Source organism: Liquorilactobacillus satsumensis DSM 16230 = JCM 12392, from assembly GCF_001435195.1.
Lineage (GTDB): Bacteria > Bacillota > Bacilli > Lactobacillales > Lactobacillaceae > Liquorilactobacillus > Liquorilactobacillus satsumensis.
On sequence record NZ_AZFQ01000036.1, the window covers coordinates 1 to 18,973 of the forward strand.

Sequence of the window (18,973 nt, forward strand, 5' to 3'; positions counted from 1 at the left end):
GAAAATCCCAGAACGATTTTCGACAATCTCTTTTATTTTAGAGGACTTTTGTCACACCCCCCTCTTTTATTCTGGATAAACGTGTTCCATAAGTCAAAATTCTCCATCTAACTTCGAATTACTCATAGCAAAGTACTCGCGATGTTCGTAATTTCGAGTTAGTACTCAAATTTTCCTGACTTATGTCACACTCGCTTTTTCCGTAACTAAACTTGAATTATCCATAATTGGCAACGAGTCGGAAACGCTTATTTAACCATAATCATTGAAGCTGAATCAATCTAAGATCCGGCGCGCCTTTTCGTGCACATCGCTGCGCCAATTATAGACTGTCTGGCGCGAGACGTGCTCTTGCTTGGCAAAGTCGCTGATCTTTTGTCCCAGCAGACGGCTGTTGAGATAGCGTTGTTCATGTGCCAAGCAAATACTCCATAATTCTTGAAAAAAAGCGGCGGCGGTTAAGTCGGCGGCAAAAGCTAAACCGTTGGGGTCGCTGACCTCAATTCCAGTAGGATGCTCAAAGTCTTGCTTGATTGTGACCAATGGCTCGCACGGTGGATGATACAGCTGCTGATGGCGCAGCAGATCCAACAAACGCCAGCGAATCGTGCGAAAGGCGAACTTACCAAAGGCAGCTGGGACTTCTTGGCTGGGATGCAATTGGCAAAAGCGTTTGTAAGCTTCGACAAAAAGCAGACAGCCTTCTTGCAGCAAGTCTTCATAATCACTGCGAGCCGGTGAGATATGCAGCGACTTGAGCACACCATGGATTAGGCGCATGTTCTGATTTGCCAGCAGGAGGGTAAAAGCCTCTTCAGTTATCTGATTTTGGTTCATCGAATCACTCCAATTGTTTTTGAATTGTGATTCAAGGCCTTGAACTTCTTTAGCATAAACTAATTAGCAGATTAATTAAGTATAGAGTAAAAATTAATTCATATAGAGATAAAAAATTAGTATAAATAACAAACTTAAAATGGTACAATCAAAGTGCACCAATAGGAGTGCTAACAATTCACAGCTATCCCTAGAGGGGGATAACTGAATTGGGAAAAAATTTCCTAAATATCTTCAAAATTCATAGCGAGCGGTATGCAGAACTAATCAAGCAGGCGGAGTTCGACGATGAGGCAGTCATCAATGCTCATACAACACTTTTGGTAATGGATTGCCAGTCTTTTCCGGAGTTGAACTGCAAGTCATTCTTATTAGATCAATACCGCGGCATTATTAAGACCAATAAGGAGACCCGGAAGCTGATCAATCAGTTTGTTGCTCAGCGGCCGCTTTCTTTTTGGGGGATGCGAATCTTTTCTGCTTGCACTGCTCATCAAGGGGCACTATCTTATGTTTTTGGCAACACAATCTTAATACCTTTGACCGGCGCCACCCAGCATTCGACGCACTGGCTGATGCTCAACAAAGTCAAGAGCAGCTCGTTCAACCATGAAAGACGGACCATGAATGTGTGGTTCTCGACCTTGGAACAAAAGCTTTTGCACGTTGAGATTGCAGTCAAAAAGGCGGTCGTCCATCAGCACATTGTTCAGGCCATGAAGACCCATATCACGCAAAGACGGTTGCTTGACGCTTTAATGCGCGATTTCAACGTCAGCGAAGCAGCAGGTCAGCTGCAGTATCTGGCAGAGCATTTTGATGAAGAGACCGACTACGTCACGCTGAAGAATTACACTGCCGCATGGAAAGAAGAGATTGTAACTGCGACGCTCAAAGAAATACTCGGAGCCGAGGTAACACCAGCGTTAACGCAGCAGTATCTGCGGGCGCTCCGTAAAAAATGGGAAAGGTTATAGATTATAGCGAGCCCGCAGCTTGACAAAAACAAACTAGCGCTATTCATTGAGTCACTACAGGAGGAAGTTCTTGGATTGGTATTATTGGCAAACAAATAAAAAAATATGGATACTGTGAAGAGGTTTTAAAGGTATCTCCTACGGTGCACGTAAGAAACAGTGAAATAATTGACACTGTTTCGAAAAATAACGAAAATATGGCTCCAGCAGCACTGACAATCAAAGTCAGCGTTTCTGGGGCTTTTTATGTGGTTTAAAGGTAATTAAATACCAGTTTAAGATATCAAATGATATGTGCAAAATAGTTTGTAAACAAATCTTTACAAAAAAAGTTTTGCAGAAAACGTTTGCTTGTTTTACAATAACTAGGTGTTAATGTTTAAGAAATTGTTAATTTATTCACTTTTTAGTTAACTTCCATGATTTTTTTAAAAAAAGGTAGCTAAAACTATAAGGTTACATTTGTTAATTTATATTTCTTTAAATTCGTAGCTGTGTATAATAAACGTATAACTGAATGTTAAGAACTTATTAAGTAAGCTAGGGGAGATTGTTCCATGGAAAATTTCGAGGGGGAGCACGGACATTTAATTCAGCTCGACAAGACTAAGATTGATCATCGCTATGTTTATCGAGTTACCAAGCGGATGGCAGATATTCTTTTCAGTGTGGGAGGAATTATCGCTTTGTCACCGCTTTTTGTGTTACTTGCAGTTGCTATTAAGCTTGAAGAACCAAGTGGAACGATTCTCTACAAGCAGGAACGCTTAGGCCGCAGAGGTCGAAAGTTTTTGATTTATAAATTCCGCTCGATGTGCATGGATGCAGACCAAAAATTAGCGCAGCTGAAAAAATATAATGAAGTGGGCGGTGCGATGTTTAAGATGAAGCATGATCCACGAGTTACGCGGGTGGGGCGCTTAATTCGCAAGTTCAGTCTTGATGAACTGCCCCAGCTCTTTAATGTTTTACGCGGAGAGATGAGTCTTGTCGGTCCGCGCCCACCGTTGCCGCATGAAGTTGAGCAATACAGTGAGTATGACAAGCAGAGATTATACGTTATTCCGGGGTGTACTGGTTTGTGGCAGGTCAGTGCGCGCAACGAAGTCGGCTTCGAAGAAATGGTCGAGTTAGATCTGAAATATATTCAAAAAAGCAATTTATTATATGATTTTACTTTAATTTTAAAAACAGTAAAAATAATGGTGCTCCCTAATGGGGCATATTAAGAAAGTGAGTGTTTTGTGTGAAAGGAATTGTTTTGGCAGGCGGAAGTGGCACAAGGCTTTACCCGATTACGCGTGGAATCTCCAAACAATTGATTCCAGTATACGATAAACCAATGATTTATTATCCAATCTCAACTTTGATGCTGGCAGGTGTTAAAGATATTTTGGTAATTTCAACCCCACGTGATATTCAACATTTCGAAGATTTATTGGGTGATGGATCCGATCTGGGAATTAATTTTTCATATGCAGTTCAAAAGCAGCCAAATGGATTGGCAGAAGCGTTTATTGTGGGTAAAGAATTTATTGGTTCTGACTCGGTTTGTTTAATTCTAGGGGATAACATCTATTATGGCAGCGGAATGTCTAAGTTGTTGCAGCAGGCTGCGGCTAAGAAAAATGGTGCAACTGTCTTTGGATATCATGTCAATGACCCTGAAAGATTTGGAGTCGTTGATTTTGATGACAAGATGCATGCACTCTCGATTGAAGAAAAGCCATCGCAACCTAAGAGCAATTATGCAGTAACAGGTCTGTACTTCTACGATAATCAAGTGGTTCAAATTGCGGAAGACTTGGAACCTTCACCACGTGGCGAATTAGAAATCACAGATGTGAATAAAGTGTATTTGAAGAGAAATCAATTAGACGTGAAGCTGATGGGGCGCGGGTATGCTTGGCTTGATACCGGGACCCATGATTCTATGCTGGAAGCTGGAAGTTTCATTGCGACAATTGAGAAACGTCAGAGCTTGAAGGTAGCTTGTTTGGAAGAGATTGCTTATCGGATGGGATATATTGATGCAACACATTTGGAGCAATTGGCACAACCAATGAAGAAGAACGATTATGGACAATATTTGCTGCGGCTGTTAGCGAACGAAAAGGGAGAAAAGATCGGATGAAGATTATTAAAACAAAGTTGCAAGACGTTAAATTAGTAGAAACTGATGTGTTTGGAGATCATCGCGGCTTCTTCACTGAGACCTATACTAAGAACAAATTTCAAAAAGCAGGAATTGACATTGACTTCACGCAAGATAACCAGTCACTTTCGGTTGAACCAGGTGTTTTACGTGGAATGCACTATCAATTGGCACCTTACGCCCAGACTAAGTTACTACGAGCTGTGACTGGTGTAATCTATGATGTTTTGGTGGATATCCGTAAGGGATCACCTACATATGGAAAATGGGAAGGTTATCTTTTAAGTGAATATAATCATCGGCAATTATTGGTTCCAAAAGGCTTCGCACATGGTTTTGTAACGCTAACTCCGAATGTCAACGTTGCCTATAAGGTGGATGGATATTATGCGCCAGAGGCTGACGGTGGAATTGCTTATGATGATCCTGAGATTGGCATTGAATGGCCAATGCCGCTTGACCATCTAATTCTTTCAGACAAGGACAAGAAGCATCCATGCTTGAAAGATGCCAAGCTTAATTTCGTCTACGAGGAGGGAAAGTAGGATGAATCTTTTAGTCACTGGTGGAGCAGGTTTTATCGGTAGTAATTTTATTCATTACATGTTGCAAAAATATCCTACCTATAAGATTGTCAACTTGGATTTGTTAACTTACGCAGGCAATTTACACAACCTTGATGATATCAAAGATAATCAGCAGTACACGTTTGTGCAAGGTAATATTACTAATCGGGAATTGGTGACGCATCTAGTGGAAGAGTACCACCTAGACACCATTGTTAATTTTGCTGCTGAGAGTCATGTTGATCGTTCGATTCTTCATCCAGAAATCTTTGTAGAAACTAATGTACAAGGGACCCTAGCTTTGTTAGATGTAGCTAAGCGGTGTAATTTAAAGAAGTATTTACAAGTTTCAACTGATGAGGTGTATGGAACATTAGGAGCAAAAGGCTATTTTAAGGAAACAACACCTTTGGCACCGAATTCACCATATTCAGCAAGCAAAGCCTCTGCGGATCTTTTAGTGCGAGCGTATTACGAAACTTATGGTTTGAATGTTAATATTACTCGCTGCTCGAATAATTATGGCCCCTATCAATTTCCTGAAAAGTTAATTCCATTAATGACATCTAATGGGATGGATGGCAAAAAATTGCCGATTTACGGCGATGGCAAAAACATTCGTGATTGGCTACATGTTTCGGATCATTGTCAAGCAATTGATCTTGTATTGCATAATGGCAAGAAGGGTGAGGTTTATAATGTCGGCGGGCACAACGAACGTACTAATAACGAAATTGTACATTTGATTGTAAACAAACTTGGTTTAGGCGAAGATGCAATCGAATATGTGCAGGATCGACTTGGACATGATAGACGGTATGCTATAGACCCGACTAAAATTGAAACTGAGCTAGATTGGAGACCCAAGTATACATTTGAGGTTGGAATTCAGGAAACAGTTGAATGGTATTTGAATAATGAGAAATGGTGGAGACCTTTGAAAGAGAATGCAACCATATATTAAATTCCTTTGATGTTTCATCAAAATCTATTAGCAATATTTATCTTTGTAAATTTTAAAAGTTAATATTTTTATGTATATAAAAACTGCATTTCTTGTAGCTATTACTGGAGGAGAGAAATGGATGACGGAGAAGAAGATAGATTTGAGTATATCAATAGTTGTCTATAAAGACTACTTAAGTGCGTTTGAAACAATTAAATCCATTGAAACATTCACAAATGTTAATATAAAAAAAATAATTTATGTAATTGATAATTCTAATGAAAAGAGTGATAGTAAAAAAAGGTTCTTAAAAAAAATAAAATTATATGAAGATATATGCTTTATTAGTACCGAAAAAAATTTGGGGTTCTCTAAAGCACATAATTTAGTTATTGAAAAATTATATTCGAAATATCATGCGATAGTTAATCCAGATGTAATCTTGCATGAAGATTCTTTTGAAAAAATTATTAATTTTATGGAACTTAATCAAAAAGATGTTGGTATGGTTATTCCTAAGATAGTTGATCCGAATGGAATCTTGCAATTGGCTTATAGAAGGGAATTAACCATACTGGACATGGTAGTACATTTTTTTAATGCGAAATTGTTTCGCAAAAGATATGACTATCACACTATGAAAGAAAAAAATTTTGATAAATCTTTTTCGGTACCTTTTGGACAGGGTAGCTTTTTAGTTATTCAGACTTCTTTATTTAAGAAGCTAAATGGATTTGATGAAAGGTTTTTTATGTATATGGAAGATGCGGATTTGTGCAAGAGAGTAAATCAAGTTTCTAAGCTTAAATATTTTCCAAATTCTGTTGTTGAGCACAAATGGGTAAGGGGTTCACATAAAAACCTAAAGCTGCTAAAAATTCATATAGTTTCTATGGTAAAATATTTTCAAAAATGGGGTATAAAACTTTTTTGAGGAGGAATCTTTGATTAATAAAGGTATAATATGCGCAGGCATTGTTTTATATAATCCCGAATTAAAATTGTTGGGGAAAAATATTGATGCAATTTCAGCACAAGTTAGTAAAATATACTTGTATGATAATGCTTCGGATAACATTGAAAAAATAGAGGTCCTTGTGAGGGACTATGAGAACATTGTTTTACTAAAGGGGAGTTCAAATTTAGGAATAGCTTATGCTCTAAATGTATTAATAGGGCTAGCTAAAAAAGACAGTTATTCTTGGTGTTTAACTCTTGACCAAGACTCTATATGTGCTGATAATTTAATAAGTAGCTATCTTGGCTATTTAAGTTGTGAAAGAGTGGCATTAGTTTGCCCATTTATCATAAATAATAATAAATATACTTTTGAAGAATATAAAAAACTTTCTCTTCCAAGTTATACAAAGATTAGTGATCCTATCAATTGTATAACCTCAGCGTGTTTAAATAATGTAAAAATAATTGAGAGTCTCGGTGGTTATCGGGAGGAACTTTTTATTGATTGTGTTGACACCGAGTTGAATTGTAGAGTCTTGATGAATGGTTTTCAGATTATCAGAGTTAATAGTACCTATCTTATTCAATCTATGGGTCAGGCAAAGCAACTAAGAAGTTTAACTTGGCTATATGATAAAACTAAATTAAGTTTTTTACGTAGAATTAAAACTGTTTCAGTTTATAGTGACAAAAGACTTTATTTTGAATCTCGAAATTCCAGATATGTTAGGAAAGTATATAGTAATCATGGAAAGAGAACTGGCTTTTTATTTATGTTTTTTTTGTTTTGTTATTTTACGCTTTTTTATCCTTATAATCGAAATAGGTTAATTATGTGGAAAAATATTGTGAAGGGGTTTAGAGATTATTCTAAGATTATTGGTGAAAAAAAATGATATCTGTTGTAATTGCGGTTTTTAATAGCAATAAGAGTTTTCTAAAAAAACAGTTGAATTCTATAAAAAATCAAAGTATTTTACCCACAGAGGTAATAATAGTTGATGATTGTTCAAATAACGGAACTGCTGAAGCCATTAAAGAATATATTTTTAATAATAAGTTAAATAGTTGGAGTGTCTTTGTAAATAAAAAAAATATTGGATACAAAAATTCATTTGCAAAAGCTATTTCTCTTACTAAGGGGAGTATTATTGTACTTGCAGATCACGATGATATATGGCTTCCTGATAAACTCAAATTAATTAGAGAGCAATTTAAAAAAAACAAAGACATATTGTATCTTGCTACTAGTTTTAAAAAAATAGACGAGAATGACAAAACTATTGTAACTAAAGAAAGATGGCAACATGCAAATAATAATTTAATTCGGAGAGGCATTAGGAAGAACGAGTTGAATAAGATGTCATTTCAAGATATAGCTATTTATAATATTTCACCAGGTTGCTGTTGTGCTTTTAGTTCTAAAATAAAACAAGCTTTTTTAAAACTTTATAGTTATGATTTACCACACGATTGGAAATTAGCTGTTATAGCTGCTTTAAATGATGGATTATATTACTTGGATAAGGTTACCACAATGTACAGACTTCATAATAGAAATACAATAGGATTGGGGCATGAAAGTGACTATAGTAAAAGAATTCAGTTATTGTTAAATGGGCTTAATGAAAAAAAAGCAATGGTGAACGTAATTGGAAAAATCAAGATGTCGCCTAATGTTCAAGAATTAAGGTATGAAAGAAAAATTATAAAACTATTTTATAGAAGAGTTTCTTTAATGAAGTCTAAAAAGATTTTAAAATATGGTTTTCCATTATTAGTAAGATCGCTTAAATTTGGGAAGCTTTATGAGAGTATATTGCTAGATTTTGTTACTATATGTAAGGAAAATCATAGATATTTAAGACTTATAAGGAAAAGGTAATAATAATGTTATTTATTTTATTTGTCGTATTTATATTGATCGGGCTGTCAATAAGCAATCCAAGAATTCTTGATTTTGTTGTTATTATATATATGGCAATACTTACATATGTTTCAACAAATGTTCCAGATTTTATATCTTATCAGGGCTTATATTACGATATAATGAACCCTAATTTACGAAGCCAGGTTGGAATTGGTTGGTATTATATAAGCTTTATGGGACATCAGTTCAATCTTACTTATGCAGGAGTAAAATGTGTACTTGTATTGTTAGGTCTACTTTTATTAAGAAGTACAGAAAAATATTTTTTAAAAGATACTCATAATTATATTTGGGCTTTGTATTTACTGTACCCTGCGCTTGCCGATGCAGTTCAAATTAGGTTTTTTGCGGCAACAAGTATTGTTGTATTTGCTTTACGTTTTTTGAGTTTAGATACATTTGTAGGGTATGCTTCATACACTCTTTTTGTTTTAATAGCTGGTCAAATTCATAGCTCAGCATATTTTTACATACTATTTTTAGCATATATTTTTTTAAAACCATTACAGAAAGCTATGAGATGGATGTGGCCATTTATTTTGGTGGGCTCTTTTTTTCTTAAAAAGTTCATTGTAAGTTTGACTTTAATCTTTGCAAGTTCTAGACAAAGTACATATATTTATAATCCTCCTAGAGAATACGCAAGTACTTTTCCAGCTTATGCATCGATGTTAGTAATATTCTACTTTGTTTCTAAGGCTATCAATGATGAGGTTATTATTAGAAATAATATCACTGAAAAAGAAAAACAATTTTCTAAGCTATTTTATTGTATCTGTATTATATCTTTTGTTTTGTTACCCCTTATTGAGATGGAGTGGGATTTTAGTAGATTATTGAGACCAATGTGGTTTTTGCTATACATTGATGGAATTATCGCAGCAAGAAATAATTTAGAGATAAGGTTGGGGCCTGTTAAAGTAAAGAACATAAAATTAGGTATCGTTTGCCTTTCACTTATCTTTGGTTTTCTTTTAGACTTATGCCATTTTAGTGCAAGTGTATTACAAGCATTTTTTTTCTACAAATGAATTTTGAACTTTTAATTAAACAATGAAAATTTTAAAAAAGGAGAAATTATGAACTTTAAATTTTTATTATTTTTAAAGGCTGCTATAAAAAGAATGGAACTAACAATTAAGGTACACGATAATATTAAATCTGCAAGATTAAGGAAGTTATTAGATATTTGTTTGTTTCCAGCTGCTTTAATAAATGTAGTAAAACTTTGTTTAAATTACAAGACTAAAGCATCTAAAAAAAAGCATTTTAAATATAATTTAGCGCTCTGTTCAATAATAAAAAATGAGGCACCATATATAAGTGAGTGGATTGATTATCACAAAAAAATTGGAATTCAGCATTTATACATATATGACAATGACAGTGATGATGGACTTCAAGATATTCTTACACCTTATATAAAAAATGGGGATGTCACTTATTGTAAAATAAAGGGGATGAGCCGTCAGCATGATGCATACAATGATTGTTTAAATAAACACGAACTTGAAGCAAAATATATATTTTTTTTAGATGCTGACGAATTTGTATTTTGTCCAAATTCAAATAGCAATCTTTTTAATATTGTTAATTCATTTTTTGTAAATCAATACGTAGGTGGTTTAGCAATAAATTGGATAATTTTTGGATCTTCAGGATATGTGAGTAGAAGTGGGGAGAGTGTAACTAAAACTTTCTTAAGAAGGAGTGAAAAAAATTTTGAAAAAAATAAACACATAAAAACGGTATGTAACCCTCGTAAAGTTCTAGGCTTTACCTCAGCACATTTTCCGGTGTATTTGAAAAAATTTTATGCTATTAATGAAGTGGGAGAAAAAATTTATGGGCCAATATCAAAACAAGTTCATGTTGACAAAATTAGAATAAACCATTATTTTACTAAGTCCAAGCGTGAATTTATTATTAAGAAAAATAGAGGTGAAGCAGACAATTTTAGTAAGAGGTCAATGAAAGATTTTTACGACCACGATAGGAACGAAGTTTTTGACAATTCTATAATGAAAAAAATAGTAGAGGAAAATAATGAGGAAAATTATAACTTTAGAAACAGATAAGACAAAACAATTTGGCGGAGGAAGTAAAGCTAATGAAGATATTGCAAAGTTTTTGAAGTCAAGTGACTTTAAAACGCTAAGTATTGAAATTGCTAAATCTAAATTATTAAAATTGTTTTATTCTTTCTTTAAAATACCAAGGTTAATAAAAAAAGAAAATGGGAATTTAATAGTTTTTCAATATCCGTTGCACACTTATTTGATTAGTCGTACCCTTGTGAGAACAGCTAGCCGTTCTACTAATACAAAGCTGATTATTTTAATTCATGACATCCAATCATTGCAATTTTTTGAAGGGGACGCGAAAAAAACTGCAAGAGAAGTTGAGTTATTTAATATGGCAGATACGTTAGTTGTGCATAATGAAGAAATGGCTCGTTGGTTAAGAGAACAAGGAGTCAAAAAAGAGATGGTTTCTCTAGAAATATTTGATTATGATAATCCTCAACCAGTTCAAAATAATTTTAATTATAAAGGTTCAGTTTGTTTTGCAGGAAATTTAGCTAAATCATCTTTTTTAGAAAAATTGAATTTAAAACATAAAATTTATATATTTGGACCTAATGCTATGAATAATTCATATGCAAAGTGTGTGCAATATTGTGGTAAGTATTCTCCAGAGGAATTACCAAAATATTTAAATCAAAATTTTGGTTTAGTTTGGGATGGATCAAGTACTGAAACCTGTGCTGGAGTATATGGAAATTATTTGCGGTACAATAACCCTCATAAAGTTTCTCTATATTTAAGTACTGGAATCCCTGTTGTAGTATGGAGCGGAGCAGCTATTGCTAAATTTGTTGAGAAATATAAGGTTGGAATTACGATTGATAATTTAGATGAACTGGATGAAATACTTGGAAAGATTTCGGCTTCAGAGTATAACCAATTGAAGAAAAACACTTTAAATGTAGCCCTTAAAATGAGAAAGGGATATTTCGTCAAGAAAGCTTTAGCGAAACTAACAGAAAGTATTTAAAAAAGCGTTTAAGATATACCCCATTTTTTAATTTTAATAAAAAGGAGGGATCTTGTGAAAAACCTTGTGTCAAGTGATGACTTAGATAGAGCCATTATTAATGGAGGTTCTAAAGCTAAGCGTGATGTAGTAAATTTTTTAAAAAAAGAAAACTTCACTTCATTGCCCATTAAGAGGTTCAAGTTTAAAAATATAATTAATTGGCCAAATGTATTTTTTAAAGCATCTAAATATTTAAAAAAAGAGAAACCAGAAATTCTTCTTTTACAATATCCCATGGATTTCTTTGTGTTAAAGAAATTTTTGTTAACTGCAAAAAAAAGTTCCGATGCGCTTGTTATAGTTTTAGTTCATGATATTGAGTCTGTTCGATACGAGCATTATTTAAAACTCCAAGATGAGTTAAAGATTTTCAACGCGGTGGATGGCTTAATTGTTTTAAACAGTAAAATGAATGTCTGGTTAAAAAAACATGGAGTGGTGGTTCCTATGGTAAACTTGGAAATTTGGGATTATGATAATTCTAATTGTTTTTCTGAATTTTCAAGGTATAAGAGATCTATATGTTTTGCTGGTAGTCTAGATAAATCTGTTTTTTTAAATAATATTAATTTAAAACATAAGATGTATGTTTTTGGAACTAATCCTAGACATGATTATCCTGAATGTATTGAATATATGGGAAGTTATTCCGCTGAAATTTTACCTGCACATTTGAATTATAATTTTGGTCTTGTTTGGGATGGTACGAGTGTAGAAACGTGTGATGGTCTTATGGGAGAGTATTTAAAAATTAATAATCCGCATAAAACGTCTTTATACTTGAGTTCAGGTATACCAGTTATTATATGGGCTAGGGCAGCGCTTGCGGACTTTGTACTTAAAAATAAAATTGGATTAACTATCAATAGTCTTAGTGAGTTGGACGAAAAAATAGACAGTATCTCAGAGTTAGAATATGAAAATATGCATCAAAATGCTGTTAATATTGGTAAGAGGATGCGAGATGGATATTACATTAAAAAAGCTGTCAGTCAATATACTCCAGCGATACTTCGATTTAAATAGATTAAGGAGGGTTGTTAATATTGTCACGTAAGTTTATAACTTTTAAATGGGAGTATAGGATTTCGTATCTGATGATGAGACTTCATTGTCCTGTACAACTTTGTCGTTTATATAATGAGCATAGACATAGACGTGTTTTAAAATACATATCTGCATATCTAAATGATTCATTAAAAGAACTGGAAACAAATGATGAGGAAGAAATTCAAAATTCAAGTGAAAAATGTATATGGGTTTTTTGGTGGCAGGGATATAAAGCCATGCCAGATGTCGTTAAAGCTTGTATTAATTCAATAAAGAAACATGCTAATCAGCATAAAGTTATTATCATTTCAAGGTCCAATTTTAAAGAATATATAAAATTGGATCCTAGAATTTATCATAAAATACTTGAAGGTTATTTTTCCCTAGCACATGTATCTGATATATTTAGGTTTAACTTATTAAGACATTATGGTGGATTATGGATGGATGCTACATTGTTTGTAAATAGAGACTTAAGTGATCAGTACTTTAATGACAATTTTTATACAAGTGGAAAATATGAAGAAAAGTATGAGTTTAATATTTCTGATGGAAAATGGACTGAGTTTTTGATTGGAGGTAATAAACAATCTAAACTCTTTAGTTTTATAGATATCTTCTTTAAAAATTATTGTTCAGTTGAAGATAATTTTATAGACTATTTTTTAGCGGATTATGTATTATTTTATGCTTATAAAATGAATATTGGAGAATTTAGAACTTATATAGATGAAAATGTTGTAAATAGAAATCAAGAAATTTTTTCATTACTCCATCTTTTTATGCAGGATAAACCTTTTGACAAGAACGAATTTTCAAAAATAACTAATAAAAATGACATATTTAAATTGAGTTATAAAAAGAAATTTTTGGGCAACATGAAAAATGGGGGATATTATAAAAAAATGATCAATTAAATAAATGCGAGGTGATTTATTTTAACATGAAAGTTTTGAAAAACTATTTTTGGAATGTAAGTTATCAAATGTTGTTGATACTAGTTCCAACCATTACTATGCCATGGATATCTAGAACACTCGGACCTACAGGAGTTGGGATAAATTCATATACAGCCTCAATCGTTCAGTATTTTTTAATTGCAGGTGATTTGGGAACGGCCTTATATGCTAATAGACAGATTGCATATGTGCGAGATGATAAAGAAAAATTGTCTTACACTTTTTGGGAGATATTTTGGCTCCGTTGCATAACCCTTTTAGTTGCATTAAGTGCATTTCTATTTTTTGTATTTTTTGAAAGAAAATTTACCGTCATTTATTTAGTGCAAGGGATTGCTATTGTTGCAAGTTTTTTTGATGTTTCTTGGTTATTTATGGGAATGGAGAACTTTAGAATAACAGTTATAAGAAATATGGTAGTGAAACTTGTAGGACTTTTAGCAATTGTTTTGTTTGTAAATGAAAGCAGTGATACTTTATTATACATTGCAATTATCACGACAACTAATTTACTAGGAAATTTTACAATGATTCCTTATATCACAAAATATGTAGAGTTTAAAAAAGTTGATTTGATTAATATCTTTAAGCATCTTAAAGGCGCATTTATTTTATTTTTGCCGGCTGTAGCTATCCAGTTATATACTGTTTTAAATAAAACGATGGTGGGTGTGCTGGTTAATACAGATGCTTCGGGCTTTTACTTTAATACTGATGGGCTTATTAAGATAATTCTATCATTAGTTACAGCAACTGGAGCAGTAATGTTACCCCATATCTCAAATGCTTTTGCAAACAAAGACATGGTAACTGTGAGAAAAATGCTTTATAAATTTTTTGATTTTTCACTGTTTATGTCTCTCCCAATTGCTGCTGGAGTAGCAGCAATTGCATTGAATTTCGCCCCTTGGTTTTTTACGGAGGCATTTAAAGAAGTTGGTCAGTTGATGTTTTTAGAGTCGCCAGTTATAGTTTTTATCTCTCTAAGTACAGTTATTGGAGTACAGTATTTACTACCAACTAGACAAAATAAATTATACATATGGTCTTTAATGGGAGGAGCAATATTAAATATCATCATAAATGTACCGCTTATCATTCAATTTAAAGTTTATGGGGCAATTTTTGGTACTACGATGGCTGAATTCTGTATTGTACTTCTTGAGCTTGTGGGAATTCGAAAACAAATTTCGATAAAGCTTCTTTTTAAAAATTTTTCAAAATATTTTATAGGATCTTTCTTGATGTTTATGGTTGTATTTCCTATTAATATATACTGGCATATTATAAACGGCGCTGCTGGTTTTTTAATACTCGGTGTTGAGATTTTAATTGGTGCTGTTATTTATATTAGTATGATGTTCATTTTAAAGCCGACAATTATTTCTGAAAATTTATCTTTAATAAATTTATTTTTGAAAAAAATAAAAAAATAAATTTTATAGTATAAGCGTGGGATTCTTATGGTGCTTTGCAGTACAATGTTAATTGAATAGTTTTAATTTTGGTAATGAAACGGGGGAGTATTTTGAAAATTATCAGACATACTCATCATAGTAAAAAGGGTTCAAAAAAAAAGATTTGGAAGATTTTGGTATTGGCGTTAGTTATTTTTTTTGCTATTGATGGGTTAATTATATATAAATTTTATAATGATGCAGAACAATCTGTTAATTCAACATATAAAAATGTTAAGCATACGAATAATAGAAATGTTAGCTTAAAGGGTGGACAACCTTTTTCAATACTTTTATTGGGTGTTGATACTGGAGATTATGGTAGAACATATCAGGGAAGATCAGATACTATTATGCTAGCTGTAGTAAATCCTAAAACTAAAACCACAACACTAGCTAGCATTCCCCGTGATACTAAGGTCGCAATTCCTGGACATGGGTTTAATAATAAGATTAACGCAGCTTATTCGTATAGTGGTGTAAGTGGAGCAATGAATATTGTTCAGAGTTATTTGAACGTTCCAGTTGATCATTATATTGAAATGAATATGGGCGGACTGGTTCAGCTTTCTTCTGCTTTGGGACCAATCAAAGTCAATAATGATTTGGATTTTACCAACATGGGAGTTCATTTTCCCAAGGGTGAAATTACTTTAAATAAAGATAATATTTTGGCTTATACGAGAATGAGATATGAGGATCCCCGTGGCGATTATGGGAGGCAGTTACGGCAAAGAGCAGTACTTACTCAGTTGGTGGAGAAAATCACGACATTAAATGGTATTATGAGGTATCAAGATGTGCTTTCAGCACTTTCCAGCAATATGAAAACCGATATTACTTTTGATCAAATGAAGACGATTGCCAGCAAGTATCGCAAGGCAGATAATGTCAAGCAGCTTCAGCTCCAAGGTAATGGTCAGATGATTGATGGTGTTTCATATGAAGTTGTTCCACAGAGTAATTTAAATAAAATTACTACTGAGTTGCGTTCAGCGTTGGACATCAAAAAATAAAAGTATAGGAGCAGTTTAATGAGTGAAGAAGCAAATAACGAAACAGTAATTGATCTCAGCAGATTATTTACACTATTTAAGAAGAACTTTGTTAGCATTATTTTATGGGGCATTGCGGGCGCAATTGTGGCGTTGCTTGTATCGATTATTTTCATGACACCAAAATACAGTGCAACAATTGATTTGTTAGTTAACCAAAAAGCAGATAACGCAGCAACACAGTTTAATGCGCAGCAAGCTGACTTGCAAGCAATTAATACATATAAGGATGTTTTGAAGAAAGATGTTATCTTAACTCCTGTATTAAAACAAGTTAAACAGACAGATAATTATGCTGGAAATTTGAGTTCTTTGGCAAGTTCGATTCAAATCACTAATTCAACTAATTCACAGGTAGTTAGTGTGACAGTCACTGATAAAAATGCTTACACAGCGGCTGACATTGCAAATACGATTGGCACGGTATTCAGTTCAAAAATCAAAAAGATGATGAAGGTTGATAATGTAACGGTAGTTACTAAAGCAACCGCGAATACAGCACCCGTTTCTCCTAAAACAAAACTCAATTTCTTAATTGGAATTATTTTGGGATTGCTAATTGGAATTGCGATTGTCGTGATTCGCGATTTAATGGATACAACTGTCCGCGAAGAGAAGTTCCTTACGGATGAACTTGGACTGACTAGTTTAGGTGCAGTCAGCCACATGGGTGGAAAGAATAGTAGACACGCAGTGAGTGTGCTACAAAATTCTAATACATCCGGAATGTCACGACGGGTTTAGGGGGAGAATTCATGTTTAAATTTAGTAGTAAGAAGAAAAAGCTGGCTCTTTCGACTGATTCGATGGAAAATGGGGTGCATATGATTACGGCTGCTGCCCCGAGTTCAGTTATTTCTGAGCAGTTTAAAACGATCCGAACAAACATTCAATTCTCAAATGCTGATGTTCAGTATAAGAATATTATGCTGACTTCTTCACTAGCTTCTGAAGGCAAGTCGACAGTAGCTGCTAACCTAGCAGTCACCTTTGCAGATCAAGGACTTAAAACACTTTTGGTGGATGCTGATATGCGGCGACCAACTATTAATGCAACATTCAGTATTGCTAATCCTAAGGGACTGACCAATTATCTAACTGATCGTGATTTTGATGTCAATGATGCAATTTATGAGACTTCAGTCGATAACTTGTTTGTAATGCCAAGCGGGCCGGTACCGCCTAATCCGTCTGAGCTGTTAAATTCACACCGGATGGATCTGCTGGTAAAAGCTTTGTCGGAACAACTTGATTTAGTAATTTACGATGCTCCGCCAGTCCTTTCAGTGACTGACGCCCAGATTCTCTCGACTAAGGTGGATGCAACAATTCTGGTTGTACGTGAGAATATTGCTGAAAAAGAAGCCGTTAGACATGCTGTTGATCTTTTGAAGCATGTGAACGCTCACCTGATTGGAACAGTCTTTAATGATGTTGAAACAGCTGGTGGAGGAGGCTATTATGGTTACTACGGATATGGCTACTACGGAAAAGCTGACAAGCAGCAATAAAATCGTTGATCTGCATTGCCACTTGCTTCCAGGTATAGATGATGGTTCACCAGATTTAGAGCATTCACTGCAGCTAGCGCAGGATGCTGTGGCTGAAGGCATTACGCATATTCTGGCAACACCACATCATCTGGATGGGGATTATGTTAATCATAAAGCAGATGTGATTCAGCATGTGAATGCTTTTCAAGCTGAATTGGACAAGCAAAAGATTCCGCTGACAATTTTCCCGGGGCAAGAAGTACACATCAATGGCGATCTGCTGGAACGCTATGCAGATTTGCTGGGGGTTGATGAGGCTAAGCATTATATGCTGATTGAATTTCCGCACGGCAGCGTTCCCGCTTACGCGCAGCGGCTCTTCTTTGAGTTGCGTAAGCAGGGAACGACTCCAATTATCGTGCATCCTGAGCGCAATCATGAGCTGCAGGAAAACATGAATATGCTGTATGACTTTATTGCAGACGGGGCGCTTGCACAGCTCACGGCCACCAGTTACATCGGCGGTTTCGGTCCTAAAGTGCAGCAGATCTCTGAACAGTTCGTGACACATGGTCTTGTCCAACTCTTTGCTTCTGATGCTCATGCACTCAAAGGCAGGAAGTTCGCTCTCCGCGAAGCCTTTCTTGCTTTGCGCGCACAACATGATCAGGCAAAAGTCGATCAGTTCGAACAAAATGCCGAAGATCTCTTGAATGGTCTGCCAGTTATGGCAAAGGGGTATTCACGAATAGCGGAGAAGCGGAAGAAAAAGTTCTTTTTCTTTTAAATAAAATTCTTTTTTACGGCTATATATGAGATTCCTATAGGAAAGAAAATGTGACATAAGTCGGGAAAATTTGAGTGCTAACTCGAAATTACGAACATAGCGAGCACTTTGCTATGAGTAATTCGAAGTTAGACGGAAGATTTTGACTTATGGAACACGTTTATCCGGAATAAACTCGGGGCAGTGACAAAATTTAACTTTTGTCACTGCCCTTTTTTTATTTAGTCGTAAATGCAATTCTAATCCGCGTGTAATAGTGCGACCAAATGCTGTTTGCTTACGTGCCTTTACTTTAGTGCGTTTGAGGATCCGCTCTTTATTTTGTAGAACCGCCTAAGATAACAAATAATATCCGCAAAATAGTTTGCGGAGAAATATTTATAGAAAAGTTTGCAGAAAGTGCTTGCTTGTTTTACAATAATGGGGAATAAATGATTAATAAATTATTTATTTTTCACGCTTAATATTTATTAGTTTAAAACAAGCTTAAAAACGTGTCTAAAATTATAAGATTGTTTTTGCTGATTTAAGCGATTTGAAATTTAGTTGCAGTTAATAAAGACGGATCTGGAGGTATCTAAAGTTGCAGGAGGCATAAAAGCAAACTAATTTGGAGCGCTTAAGCATTCGTGTATTTGCAAAGCTTTAACGTTATTTTAAGCAGTGATGAAATTTGTTCAAGCGGCTGTGGCAACACTTGCC

At 34.4% G+C, this 18,973-nt stretch carries 19 protein-coding genes; 18 read left to right on the forward strand and 1 reads right to left on the reverse strand.

All coding sequences use genetic code 11. The annotated features are described in order from the left end of the window. Nucleotides 1-276 precede the first annotated feature (276 nt). A complete protein-coding gene (locus FD50_RS04905; RefSeq protein ID WP_056960636.1) occupies nt 277-837 on the reverse strand; it encodes a sigma-70 family RNA polymerase sigma factor in 561 nt (186 codons plus the stop codon). A 209-nt stretch (nt 838-1,046) separates the two neighbouring features. Between FD50_RS04905 and FD50_RS04910 the strand changes: the two genes are divergently transcribed. The 18 genes from FD50_RS04910 to FD50_RS04995 all read left to right on the forward strand — a co-directional run bounded on the left by FD50_RS04910 (nt 1,047) and on the right by FD50_RS04995 (nt 18,271). Further along, complete coding sequence (locus FD50_RS04910; protein ID WP_056960637.1) at nt 1,047-1,814, forward strand: hypothetical protein; 768 nt, start codon at nt 1,047-1,049, stop codon at nt 1,812-1,814. A 557-nt stretch (nt 1,815-2,371) separates the two neighbouring features. Next, nucleotides 2,372-3,043, forward strand: coding sequence for a sugar transferase (locus FD50_RS04915; protein WP_056960638.1), 672 nt, complete (start codon nt 2,372-2,374; stop codon nt 3,041-3,043). Between the two features lie 17 nt (nt 3,044-3,060). Continuing rightward, nucleotides 3,061-3,948, forward strand: coding sequence for a glucose-1-phosphate thymidylyltransferase RfbA (rfbA, locus tag FD50_RS04920; RefSeq protein WP_056960639.1), 888 nt, complete (start codon nt 3,061-3,063; stop codon nt 3,946-3,948). Beyond that, the gene (gene rfbC, locus FD50_RS04925; protein ID WP_054757867.1) at nt 3,945-4,514 is read left to right on the forward strand and encodes a dTDP-4-dehydrorhamnose 3,5-epimerase; all 570 of its coding nucleotides are present in this window, start codon (nt 3,945-3,947) and stop codon (nt 4,512-4,514) included. Before rfbA ends, rfbC begins: the two co-directional genes overlap by 4 nt. A gap of 1 nt (nt 4,515) precedes the next feature. Beyond that, the gene (gene rfbB / locus FD50_RS04930; protein ID WP_056960640.1) at nt 4,516-5,499 is read left to right on the forward strand and encodes a dTDP-glucose 4,6-dehydratase; all 984 of its coding nucleotides are present in this window, start codon (nt 4,516-4,518) and stop codon (nt 5,497-5,499) included. Between the two features lie 121 nt (nt 5,500-5,620). Next, a complete protein-coding gene (locus tag FD50_RS04935; protein WP_056960641.1) occupies nt 5,621-6,415 on the forward strand; it encodes a glycosyltransferase in 795 nt (264 codons plus the stop codon). Between the two features lie 10 nt (nt 6,416-6,425). Continuing rightward, nucleotides 6,426-7,337 (forward strand): glycosyltransferase, encoded by a 912-nt coding sequence (locus FD50_RS04940; protein ID WP_056960642.1) that lies wholly within the window; start codon nt 6,426-6,428, stop codon nt 7,335-7,337. Continuing rightward, nucleotides 7,334-8,326, forward strand: coding sequence for a glycosyltransferase (locus tag FD50_RS04945; protein ID WP_054757864.1), 993 nt, complete (start codon nt 7,334-7,336; stop codon nt 8,324-8,326). Before FD50_RS04940 ends, FD50_RS04945 begins: the two co-directional genes overlap by 4 nt. 5 nt (nt 8,327-8,331) lie before the next feature. Next, nucleotides 8,332-9,402 carry an EpsG family protein gene (locus FD50_RS04950; protein WP_056960643.1) on the forward strand — a complete coding sequence of 357 codons (1,071 nt, stop codon included), beginning with the start codon at nt 8,332-8,334 and terminating at the stop codon, nt 9,400-9,402. Nucleotides 9,403-9,450: 48 nt separating this feature from the next. Continuing rightward, nucleotides 9,451-10,449 carry a glycosyltransferase family 2 protein gene (locus FD50_RS04955; protein WP_056960644.1) on the forward strand — a complete coding sequence of 333 codons (999 nt, stop codon included), beginning with the start codon at nt 9,451-9,453 and terminating at the stop codon, nt 10,447-10,449. Further along, nucleotides 10,418-11,428 carry a glycosyltransferase gene (locus tag FD50_RS04960; RefSeq protein WP_082610428.1) on the forward strand — a complete coding sequence of 337 codons (1,011 nt, stop codon included), beginning with the start codon at nt 10,418-10,420 and terminating at the stop codon, nt 11,426-11,428. The genes FD50_RS04955 and FD50_RS04960 overlap by 32 nt, the downstream gene beginning before the upstream one ends. Nucleotides 11,429-11,482: 54 nt before the next feature. Then, nucleotides 11,483-12,496, forward strand: coding sequence for a glycosyltransferase (locus tag FD50_RS04965; protein WP_056960646.1), 1,014 nt, complete (start codon nt 11,483-11,485; stop codon nt 12,494-12,496). A gap of 20 nt (nt 12,497-12,516) precedes the next feature. Continuing rightward, nucleotides 12,517-13,437 carry a capsular polysaccharide synthesis protein gene (locus tag FD50_RS04970; RefSeq protein WP_056960647.1) on the forward strand — a complete coding sequence of 307 codons (921 nt, stop codon included), beginning with the start codon at nt 12,517-12,519 and terminating at the stop codon, nt 13,435-13,437. Nucleotides 13,438-13,463: 26 nt separating this feature from the next. Beyond that, the gene (locus tag FD50_RS04975; protein WP_056960648.1) at nt 13,464-14,915 is read left to right on the forward strand and encodes an oligosaccharide flippase family protein; all 1,452 of its coding nucleotides are present in this window, start codon (nt 13,464-13,466) and stop codon (nt 14,913-14,915) included. 74 nt (nt 14,916-14,989) lie between these two features. Next, nucleotides 14,990-15,952 carry an LCP family glycopolymer transferase gene (locus FD50_RS04980; protein WP_082610429.1) on the forward strand — a complete coding sequence of 321 codons (963 nt, stop codon included), beginning with the start codon at nt 14,990-14,992 and terminating at the stop codon, nt 15,950-15,952. Nucleotides 15,953-15,970: 18 nt separating this feature from the next. Then, nucleotides 15,971-16,735 carry a YveK family protein gene (locus tag FD50_RS04985; protein ID WP_056960649.1) on the forward strand — a complete coding sequence of 255 codons (765 nt, stop codon included), beginning with the start codon at nt 15,971-15,973 and terminating at the stop codon, nt 16,733-16,735. 11 nt (nt 16,736-16,746) lie between these two features. Next, nucleotides 16,747-17,502, forward strand: coding sequence for a CpsD/CapB family tyrosine-protein kinase (locus FD50_RS04990; RefSeq protein ID WP_056960650.1), 756 nt, complete (start codon nt 16,747-16,749; stop codon nt 17,500-17,502). Next, nucleotides 17,453-18,271 carry a tyrosine-protein phosphatase gene (locus FD50_RS04995; RefSeq protein WP_082610430.1) on the forward strand — a complete coding sequence of 273 codons (819 nt, stop codon included), beginning with the start codon at nt 17,453-17,455 and terminating at the stop codon, nt 18,269-18,271. The genes FD50_RS04990 and FD50_RS04995 overlap by 50 nt, the downstream gene beginning before the upstream one ends. The last annotated feature ends 702 nt before the right edge of the window (nt 18,272-18,973 follow it).